General features: G+C 40.8%; 9 protein-coding genes, 2 tRNA genes and 3 pseudogenes. 5 read left to right on the top strand and 9 right to left on the bottom strand.

The genetic code is table 11. The features are described from left to right. Positions 1-108 precede the first annotated feature (108 nt). Both FTT86_RS15125 and FTT86_RS15120 read right to left on the bottom strand, forming a co-directional pair. On the bottom strand, positions 109-1,191 hold the full coding sequence (locus tag FTT86_RS15125) for a hypothetical protein (protein WP_180181450.1): 1,083 nt from the start codon (positions 1,189-1,191) through the stop codon (positions 109-111). Between the two features lie 6 nt (positions 1,192-1,197). Next, complete coding sequence (locus FTT86_RS15120; RefSeq protein WP_180181449.1) at positions 1,198-1,713, bottom strand: Panacea domain-containing protein; 516 nt, start codon at positions 1,711-1,713, stop codon at positions 1,198-1,200. Between the two features lie 291 nt (positions 1,714-2,004). Here FTT86_RS15120 and FTT86_RS16195 point away from each other — a divergent pair. Beyond that, positions 2,005-2,385, top strand: a pseudogene (locus FTT86_RS16195) (hypothetical protein). 101 nt (positions 2,386-2,486) lie between these two features. Here the strand turns inward: FTT86_RS16195 and tehB are convergent. From tehB to FTT86_RS15085, 7 genes and pseudogenes are all read right to left on the bottom strand, one after another. Then, on the bottom strand, positions 2,487-3,350 hold the full coding sequence (tehB, locus tag FTT86_RS15115; RefSeq protein WP_180181448.1) for an SAM-dependent methyltransferase TehB: 864 nt from the start codon (positions 3,348-3,350) through the stop codon (positions 2,487-2,489). Between the two features lie 216 nt (positions 3,351-3,566). Then, positions 3,567-3,839, bottom strand: a pseudogene (locus FTT86_RS15110) (hypothetical protein). A 109-nt stretch (positions 3,840-3,948) separates the two neighbouring features. Continuing rightward, a complete protein-coding gene (locus FTT86_RS15105; protein ID WP_004729250.1) occupies positions 3,949-4,698 on the bottom strand; it encodes a hypothetical protein in 750 nt (249 codons plus the stop codon). Between the two features lie 226 nt (positions 4,699-4,924). Beyond that, positions 4,925-5,422 carry a hypothetical protein gene (locus tag FTT86_RS15100; protein WP_180181451.1) on the bottom strand — a complete coding sequence of 166 codons (498 nt, stop codon included), beginning with the start codon at positions 5,420-5,422 and terminating at the stop codon, positions 4,925-4,927. A 224-nt stretch (positions 5,423-5,646) separates the two neighbouring features. Continuing rightward, positions 5,647-5,722: transfer RNA gene (locus FTT86_RS15095), tRNA-Phe, on the bottom strand. 137 nt (positions 5,723-5,859) lie between these two features. After that, positions 5,860-5,935 (bottom strand) — tRNA-Phe (locus FTT86_RS15090). Positions 5,936-6,138: 203 nt separating this feature from the next. Then, positions 6,139-6,516 carry a GNAT family N-acetyltransferase gene (locus FTT86_RS15085; protein WP_180181447.1) on the bottom strand — a complete coding sequence of 126 codons (378 nt, stop codon included), beginning with the start codon at positions 6,514-6,516 and terminating at the stop codon, positions 6,139-6,141. Between the two features lie 96 nt (positions 6,517-6,612). Here FTT86_RS15085 and hisB point away from each other — a divergent pair, with 96 nt between their 5' ends. From hisB to FTT86_RS15065, 4 genes and pseudogenes are all read left to right on the top strand, one after another. Beyond that, on the top strand, positions 6,613-7,206 hold the full coding sequence (gene hisB / locus FTT86_RS15080) for an imidazoleglycerol-phosphate dehydratase HisB (protein ID WP_004729244.1): 594 nt from the start codon (positions 6,613-6,615) through the stop codon (positions 7,204-7,206). Next, a complete protein-coding gene (gene hisH / locus FTT86_RS15075) occupies positions 7,206-7,823 on the top strand; it encodes an imidazole glycerol phosphate synthase subunit HisH (RefSeq protein ID WP_086044210.1) in 618 nt (205 codons plus the stop codon). Before hisB ends, hisH begins: the two co-directional genes overlap by 1 nt. A gap of 132 nt (positions 7,824-7,955) precedes the next feature. Then, positions 7,956-8,474 (top strand): DUF805 domain-containing protein, encoded by a 519-nt coding sequence (locus FTT86_RS15070; RefSeq protein ID WP_180181446.1) that lies wholly within the window; start codon positions 7,956-7,958, stop codon positions 8,472-8,474. Between the two features lie 103 nt (positions 8,475-8,577). Beyond that, a pseudogene (locus FTT86_RS15065) lies at positions 8,578-8,820 on the top strand (3'-5' exonuclease domain-containing protein 2); the annotation flags it as partial. Positions 8,821-8,945: the final 125 nt, after the last annotated feature.

Below are 8,945 nucleotides of genomic sequence, written 5' to 3'. Positions count from 1 at the left end.
CTTGACTCAAGCATTAATGCAGTACGATCTTCAAAGTTAAGATGATGGTATGACAATTTTATATACTCCATAAACCCTTTAAATTAATTAGGTGGTTTATGTCGCACTTCAAGTTTTACTCTGCCCTTTTTTAGTATTTAATGAAGTAATCCAACTAGTAAGAAGAACAATTAAAACTATAAAACTGAGAAGTAAAATTGCTACCACAAATACAAAAACGGGAAGACTTCCATCATTAGTTAATAATTCAACCGCTGCTCTTATTAAGCTCATACCACCGAATAAGGCAACAATAATAGAAGCAAAGATACCTAAAATTGTGACAAATTGAGTGATAATATTTTTACTTGTCGCTTCTGTTTCTTTACGCGCTTTTACAGCTTCTTCTAAAGCACTACTAGCCTCATCAGAGGCTTTATCAGCTTTTCGTAACGCATTATCAACCTTTTCAGAAATTAAATTAGCGCTCTCTGTAACTTGTTGAGCTATGGAGGATGCTTGTTGAGCATCCTCAATTGCCTGCTCAACTTGATAAACTGCCTTTTGTGCATCACCTAAAGCATTCGTTGCTTCTTCAGAAGCTTTATCTACCTTTACTAATAGTTGAGTACTATTGGCTAAAGCCTCATTTGCTGCTTTTTTAGCACTATCTAGATTTACTTCTAGATCTTTAATTTGACTTCTTAAATCTAGAATTGTGTTTAAAGAACCTCTTAATTTAGTTCCTAATTTTTTATTTTCTTGCTTTAATTCATTTACCTGCAAAATAACGTCAAAAGTTTGATCAGCAATAAATTTCTTTTGACAAACAGCCAATTGAATGTGCGATACAAATCTTTTATATCCATTTAATTTATGTACAGATTTTCTATTTAATTCTGTTTTTGCTTCTTCTATTGGAAGCCCATCTAATTTTAACAATTTTTTTAAAGGTTCAATTAATCCCTCTATAACACTGTTCAACTCAGCTGAGAACTCAAATTCAAGTTCATAAATACATTCTGTAATCTCTTGATATGGCATAGGGTAAAAAGTTTCCCCAGTACTATCATCAATCATATTTATTTCATTACATAAAAAAAGAAATGACTGCAGAATTTGCTGTTGCAATTCTGCAGTCATTTCAAGTGGTATTAAATGTGATTCTATTAATTCATTAAGAGTAAGAAGCTTTATGGATGTATTATTCACAAAAATTTAACCAATTAGTTCTTCGATATCAGTACTTTCAAGACGTAGTTCTTCTTCTAAATATACAATATTTTTTTCGCCTTTTTTAATATTAGGCTCAGCTCTGATCCAAGATTTTTCCTTATGAGTAAAATTAACTAACTCAAAAGCTTCTTTTTCCACTAAGTTTTGAATTATAAAATCTAGTCTATCTCTTTGTTCAGTACTCAAATTTAAAATATTGGGGTTAAAATCATCGCGCTCAAAGCGGAAACCATTTTCATCATTAATTAGTCGAACAGAAGTTTCTGGTGTACTAATTCGGTTGAATCCATACGAACGAAAATTATTATAGACATTAGGAACTACCGGCCCATATTGCCACTTTTCGATTTTATCCTCAAAAAGTGGAATACCTTTCTTCAAAAAATCACAATAAACATAATAAAGAATTTTTTGAAGCTTAACGTGAGTAAAACTAGTATTTGGAAATTTCTGATTCACATACCAAATAATATAGTTAGCAAAGTTTAGAGCATTCATGTCATACCTCCACTAAATTACCCATAATTAATTTATGCCGTATTATCTATGTTTTTATATTTTTATAAAGAGAAAATAACTTTTTCCTTAGTTTCTTTTTAACATGTGCGACCCAGCTTGTCACTCTCATTTTACATCTCCACTATTAATCAAAATTATAAGTAGAAATATATGTTATTCCTTTGTAATTTTAGTTGAAAAATTAACCAATAAAATCCTATTTATGAAGCACTTAAATTTTATAAATGTATGATCAAGCCTCTTTTTTCCTATGTCCTTAAAAGGGTTTATATGAACATGCTTAAAACAATGATTGCGACTGCAATCGTAGCGACTTCTGCATCTGCAATGGCAACTGAAGCTTAAGTTGCGCCAGCAACTGTTGTAACTAAAACAACCCAAACTGTTGCCAAAGAAGCTGCTGCACCTGTACAAGCGAAAGTTGAAGCGACTCAAGCGACTGTTGCTGCAACTCAACAAGCGACTGAAACTAAAGCTGAAGCAGTAAAAACAGAAGCGACGACTCAATTAGAAACAGCTCAATCTACAGCAGAACAACACGTTGACGCTGCAAAAACTGAAGCAGTAGAAACCAAAGACGCTGCTGCTGAAAAAGCAGAAGTAAAAGCTGAGAAAAAAGGCTGGTTCTCTTGGTTTAAAAAAGCGGCTTAAGCTTTTTAAAAGCATAAAAAAAGATGTCAGCCTGACATCTTTTTTTGTTTTGGAGTGTCTTATTTAAGCTCAAGAATTTAAAAAAATCCTCAATCTTTTATTTAAACCTTCTGCGCCAGCATCGTGGCAAAGTGCTGTTTAATCCGCTGGCCCTGTGCATCGACACGATACAGCTCACCGATATCTTCATTGTATTTCACAATATTCCAGCCCTCATAATACCCTCGCAACTCCCCCGGCTGAAAAGCAAATGGAAAATCGGCTTGTGCCGGAATATCTGGCGTATCCATGGCACAAACAATTAGGTTATAGCCACCTGGCACGGTCGTCTGCTGCATCTGTGCAATCAGCGGTGGAATGGTTTTCGCCTCAAGGAACATCATCACCACGGTACAGTAGATAAAGTCATATTGACCTACAATGCTGGTATCCGTGTTGAGATCGCGGCGCTGGATCTGTATGTGATCAATCTGCTCGGTCTGCACAATCTGTCTTAAAGTCTGCAAACTGTTTTCGTTAACATCCCAGGCATGGACATTAAAGCCGTTCTGACTTAAATAAAGCGCATTACGCCCTGTACCGCAGCCGACGTCCAGCGCACGGCCACCTTTTAAATAGGGCATGGCGGCCAGTACTTCAGAATGGGTAGGATTCAACTGATATTTCTTGATGAAGTAATCCTCAGGCCGGCAGTAAAAACGCAGCTGGCATTCGACATCTTCACTGGCAGAGACAATTTTGTGCCAAGCCTCAGGCTCAATAAATGGCGGTTGCTGCTCTGGTGTAAACACATGCTCGGATTGCACTGCACCAGATTCTTCCAGCATGGCAAAATGCAGCTCACCTTTTAATACTGTCAATTTCGCCCAGGTACCCGCTTTGGTATTGTGCTGATTCTTGAAGCCCTGAGGAATACTCTGCTGGGTCCAGACTGGAAGTTCCTTATAACATCTCAACTGTTGCATAATTTTTTGCCCTCCATATCATCCATGCTCCGCCTGTCATTCTTTTGGTAGCGGTAATTAATTCAGCATAGCCTGTTCAAATCGGAATTGGAATCAGCACCTGTTCGCGCTGTGCCGATGCAACAGCAAGATCAATACCAGTTTTCTATCAAAATAAAAAAGCTGCCTCTCTTGAGACAGCTCGGTTATCTATCAACGAGGAATATGACGATTCGATTAATGCAGCAGTTCCGACTTTAGCCAGTTGATATATTTATCCTGATCCATAAAATCCGGTGCGCTCCCCAGATCCAGACTGAAATACTGCTGATTGAACTGAATCACAATCTGTTCGGTATAGTGCCAGTCCTCGATCAGCGTGAAATATTGATTCAAGAACAACCGGTTCTTGTCCCCGTTATTCATCCTTTCTAATTTTGGATCTGTTTAATTTGCGACAAACTCACCGTACACCTGCTGAATATCAGCAAAAACCTGAATTGTTTGCATGACTCACCTGCTTGAATGTTATGTCGTGATCTGTGCGACCCCTTCAATTTAGCAAGCGAGTTTGAACAGCAGATGACAGTCCTATGGCAATCCTGTCATCTAGGTCATGCTACAACTTGTTTTCAACCGCTTTCTGATTGGCAGTTGCCACTCGTTCCATCTGTTTATTCAAGTGCAGCATTTCTTTATACAGCGCATTAAATTCTTGCACGGCTTTATCGTCATAGAACATAAAGGTGTTATTTTTCTTTTGCCATTTATGCTTTTTCAGTACTGCAAATAAGGCATCAGCCTTGGCCAGCGTCTGTTTTTCAATTTCAAAAATGACATGTGCATTACTATTTTGCTGACTGTCTTTCAGGGTCAGGCTCAGTTGCTGGCGATAACGGTTTTTAATATCCAGTTGCTGTGCCTTGTCGATCAGCTCGGCATCGCGCTGCTGGATTTTCTGCTGATAGCTGTTCACAATTTGATGGACTTGCTTGAGCATCGCTTCCGTTTCTTTATAGCCTTGTGCCTGATCCTTGGCCAAGCGGTCGATATTCAGAAAATTCTGCCAGTTGGCGGCTTTTAAGTCGCGTAGATACTGATTACGTTCCTCGGCACTGTCGCGCAATTGCCCCAGCATAAACTCAGCCATGATGGCATAGTCACCATCCAGACGGTCATCTTCAAGTTCAATCTGAATCGGTTTAGACCAGTCCTGTGCCTGCTGCGCAATGCTCTCGGTTTTTTCTTCGAGCACGGTTTCATATTCCAGCAGCTCGGCCTGATGTTTTTGCTGAACTGAATTCTGATAAAACAGCCCAATAAAAATTGCCAGTGTCACAGCGGCTACAATCATAAAAACACGCGGCATGTATACGCTCCAGCTCTGTCAGTCAGATCTTGTTGATTTACATCCACTATGCTTATTTTTTAAACACAATTCAAGGCATTTGATTTTTCCAATAATATGTCTAGCTTAGACAGAAATTGCTCCCCTCACAAAGCTACCCTTTCCCAGAACACTATTTTGTCGATCTCGTTGCATGACAGCTTGAATAAGCTTGTTAAACAAAATTATCTAGACCGACAGGCGCACATTATGGGGAATTAAATGGCAGGCTCAGATTCAGCCGGTTCGGATCGAATTGTTCCCGAACAATATTCACATTGGTGGCATCGCGGTTAATTCCAAAAGGTTGCAGCAGTACATATACCCCATTTCTTGGGTCTGAAGACTGCAAGCCCTGTGCGATGGCCAATACATATTCGCGAAACACCACAGGCAAGCTATCCAGATCAGGATCGGCAGGTGCACGCATCACATCAATATTCGCCACTACGTCGCCATCCACGCTATAGGCCTGAATTTCACGTTCAATTTTCATCAGGCGCATTTGCAGGGCTTTGCGCTGGCTGTTCTGTTCCTGATAAGGCAACATTTTTTCAGTCACGGCGCGCAGTTCCGGTTCCGCCATGACGGTCAGAGTCGGTAAGACGACGGAATCAGCAGCAGGCGCAGCATGGCTTAATATCGGTAGGCTAAAAGCAGTACAGGCCGTAAGAAAGCCGAGTTTAATTGGTGTTAGGAGATTCATCATTTTCACCCTCGTTTGGAAAAGGGAAAGCGTCAAAGCTAAATCTTACAAATAATGCCCGTGTCTATTGTTAAGTTTGATAAACGGTCAATCAGGAAGAAAAAAGCAGGAAACGTCGAAAAAGAAGAAGTTGAAACAACTGAAAAATAGAAAAGAATAATGTTGATCTGGCTTTGGTGCAGGCAAAAAAAATCCCCAAACCAAGTTTGAGGATTTTTTGAATATGGTGGCGAGACCCAGGATCGAACTGGGGACACACGGATTTTCAATCCGTTGCTCTACCTACTGAGCTATCACGCCGATGCGGTGTATTAAGCCGTATCTGGCCTCATTAGTCAATCAAAATTATGAAAAAAATATTTGAGTGGCTGATTTTTGGCCTAAAAAAAATCCCTGATGGGATCAGGGATTGAAAACTTTGAAATCGTTTTAAAATATGGTGGCGAGACCCAGGATCGAACTGGGGACACACGGATTTTCAATCCGTTGCTCTACCTACTGAGCTATCACGCCGATGTCGCGTATTAAACAGTTTCAGCTGTAAATCGTCAAGAGCAGACAGAATAATTTTCGTTAAATGTTTACTTTTCCATCAACTCGCGTGAATTTGAGTCATAAATCGAACAGTTTTTACCAAAGACCTCAGTAATAAAACAGATTTAAGCGTTTATTTACATAAAAAAGCAGCCTAACGGCTGCTTGATATTGCTCTATCTTCAGATTTTTTCCAGATTGGCCAGACAGCGATGAATGGCCCCACAGCCTGGCACGAAGTTTTTCACGCCTTTTTCTTCTTCCATGCGGCAGACCTCACTCACCAGCCTTTCTGCAACGCCACGACCGCGATTGGCCGGATGCACCACAATATTTTCCAGAATCCGGCTTTCGCCCTGTCCGGAGCACCAGATTGCCCCAATAATTTTGCTATTAAATTCTGCGCTATAAACTGAGGTATACTGTGCAAGGTTTTGCTCTAGTTGTTCCATGGCATCTGCCCCGTCACTAAATTCAGGGCTCGTGTCATACAGTCGCTCAAGCTGGCTGCGCACTTCGTCATTTTCTAAAGAAGTATAAGCATGTACGGTGATAGGCATTGATAAACCCTCCTGAGCAATCTAATATGCGGTGACTTCGTCACGGCGAAAATATTTTCTACATCAATCATTTTGACGTATTTGAGGAACGTGTCTATGACAGATCGTATCAGTGAAGTGGTAAGAAATACCAACGAAACCAAAATTCGAGTTCGTTTGAATCTCGACGGTACTGGTCAAGGCACCTTAAACACGGGTATTCCCTTTTTAGATCATATGATTGATCAAATCAAGCGTCATGGCCTGTTTGATATTGATATTCATTGTGATGGCGATCTGGAAATCGATGACCATCATACTGTGGAAGACTGCGGTATTACGCTGGGTCAGGCATTTGCACAGGCATTGGGCGATAAAAAAGGCCTGAAACGCTATGGTCACTTCTATGCCCCGCTGGATGAGTCTTTGAGCCGTGTCGTAGTTGATCTGTCTGGCCGTCCGGGCCTGTTTATGGATATTCCATTTACCCGTGCCATGATCGGCCGTTTTGATGTGGATTTATTCTCTGAATTTTTCCAAGGCTTTGTAAACCACTCCTTGATGACGGTACATATCGACAACCTGAAAGGCAAAAACAGCCATCACCAGATCGAAAGCGTATTTAAAGCATTTGCGCGTGCGCTGCGTATGGCCTGTGAAGTCGATCCACGTGCTGCCAATACGGTAGCTTCAACCAAAGGTACACTGTAATGACCCGTATTGCCCTTCTTGATTATGGCATGGGAAATTTGCACTCTGCGGCAAAAGCATTAGAACATGTCGGTGCCACGGTTGATGTGACCAATGATCCAAAACTGATTGCACAAGCAGACAAGATTGTTTTTCCGGGCGTAGGCGCGATGCGTGACTGTATGCAAGGCATGCACGAAGCCGGGATTGATGAAGTGGTACGCAATGCCGTATTTAACAAACCGGTATTGGCCATTTGTGTCGGCATGCAAGCCTTGATGCAGCATTCGGAAGAAAATGGCGGTACCGATGCACTGGGTATTTTCGAAGGTGCGGTCAAGCATTTTCCGGAAATGGCGGGCTTAAAAGTGCCGCATATGGGCTGGAACCAGGTACATCAGGCCGATCCAGAGCATCCAATGTGGAATAATATCGAACAGGATGCGCGTTTCTACTTTGTGCACAGTTACTATGTAGAGCCACAAGATTCAGACTTGGTGGCAGCTACTTGTACCTATGGCATCGAGTTCTGTACTGCAATTCATAAAGAAAACCTGTTCGCGACCCAATTCCATCCGGAAAAAAGTCATACTGCCGGTTTGCAGTTATTGAAAAACTTTGTGGACTGGAAAATCTGATTTTCCTTCCCCCTAAAAAGCTCGCAGATTGCGGGCTTTTTTATTGATTATTTTTTACACTTTTCATTTATAAAAAGTCCCTTTATCATAGACTTACTTATAAAAAAATCTAATGAAAACAAAGGAAAAATAATGAGTAATACAATTCAGGATTCGGGGTGGAATGCATCAGGACGTTTTGGGCGACGTTCGTATATCGCATGGAATATGCTGCTGGGTTTTTGCTTTATGATCATCGGGATCATTGCTGCTTTCATTTTACCTGGAATGAGTCCAGAGACTTTAGATGGTAAAATGTCCATGCCTTTAATGGTGCTGTTGGTTTTGATCTACGGCGTTGCGATTTATTTTAGCGTGATTTTTTTAATTCGTCGTTTACATGACCGTAATCATAATGGCTGGCTTTCTTTACTGATTTTTGTGCCGGTCGTAAACCTTGTCTTTACACTTTACCTGTTATTGGCACCCGGTCACAACGAAAGTAATGAATATGGCCCTCCACGCACGACACGTGGCTGGGAAACGCTTTTGGTGGTGCTGTATCTGGTACTTGCAGTTATTTTGGCAGCCTTTGCTGTCCCTGCTTATCAGAATTATGTTGAACGTGCTCAACAGGCGCAGATGGAACAGAGTAGCTATCACACTGATTAAACCTATTTAAATTCTGCATAAAGCCCATTCTTCATGGGCTTTATTTTTGCCTAGAACAGGAAAAGTGATTAAGCTGAACGCATTCATTTCATGATTGAAGCTTATGCAACAGCTGCTGGATACTTTACCAAGCAAGGAACAAATTCAGACCTTTCCTGTATTTAAAAATCTTCCGATGCAACAGATTCAGGTGATTAATCGTCTGGAACAGTGTCATGCCCTTGCACAGGAGCTAAAAAGCCATGCAGTCCTGGGTTTCGATTCTGAATCCAAGCCCACCTTTAAAGTTGGTGAGGTTTCTACCGGGCCACATCTGATTCAGCTGGCCACTTTAGATAAAGCCTGGCAGAGTAAAACTTGAAGTGCGACATAAACCACCTAATTAATTTAAAGGGTTTATGGAGTATATAAAATTGTCATACCATCATCTTAACTTTGAAGATCGTACTGCATTAATGCTTGAGTCAAGAA

Origin of the sequence: Acinetobacter sp. YH01021 (assembly GCF_013420255.1) — a bacterium.
Lineage (GTDB): Bacteria > Pseudomonadota > Gammaproteobacteria > Pseudomonadales > Moraxellaceae > Acinetobacter.
The sequence above is the reverse complement of the archived record's forward strand: the minus strand, read 5'-3'. Positions and strand labels throughout refer to the sequence as shown.

What these genes read in the sequence shown, in the direction of transcription:
- FTT86_RS15120 (WP_180181449.1), bottom strand. Translation starts at nt 1,713, where the DNA reads ATGAATGCTCTAAACTTTGCTAACTATATTATTTGGTATGTGAATCAG.
- tehB (WP_180181448.1), bottom strand. Translation starts at nt 3,350, where the DNA reads ATGCAACAGTTGAGATGTTATAAGGAACTTCCAGTCTGGACCCAGCAG.
- FTT86_RS15105 (WP_004729250.1), bottom strand. Translation starts at nt 4,698, where the DNA reads ATGCCGCGTGTTTTTATGATTGTAGCCGCTGTGACACTGGCAATTTTT.
- FTT86_RS15100 (WP_180181451.1), bottom strand. Translation starts at nt 5,422, where the DNA reads ATGAATCTCCTAACACCAATTAAACTCGGCTTTCTTACGGCCTGTACT.
- FTT86_RS15085 (WP_180181447.1), bottom strand. Translation starts at nt 6,516, where the DNA reads ATGCCTATCACCGTACATGCTTATACTTCTTTAGAAAATGACGAAGTG.
- hisB (WP_004729244.1), top strand. Translation starts at nt 6,613, where the DNA reads ATGACAGATCGTATCAGTGAAGTGGTAAGAAATACCAACGAAACCAAA.
- hisH (WP_086044210.1), top strand. Translation starts at nt 7,206, where the DNA reads ATGACCCGTATTGCCCTTCTTGATTATGGCATGGGAAATTTGCACTCT.
- FTT86_RS15070 (WP_180181446.1), top strand. Translation starts at nt 7,956, where the DNA reads ATGAGTAATACAATTCAGGATTCGGGGTGGAATGCATCAGGACGTTTT.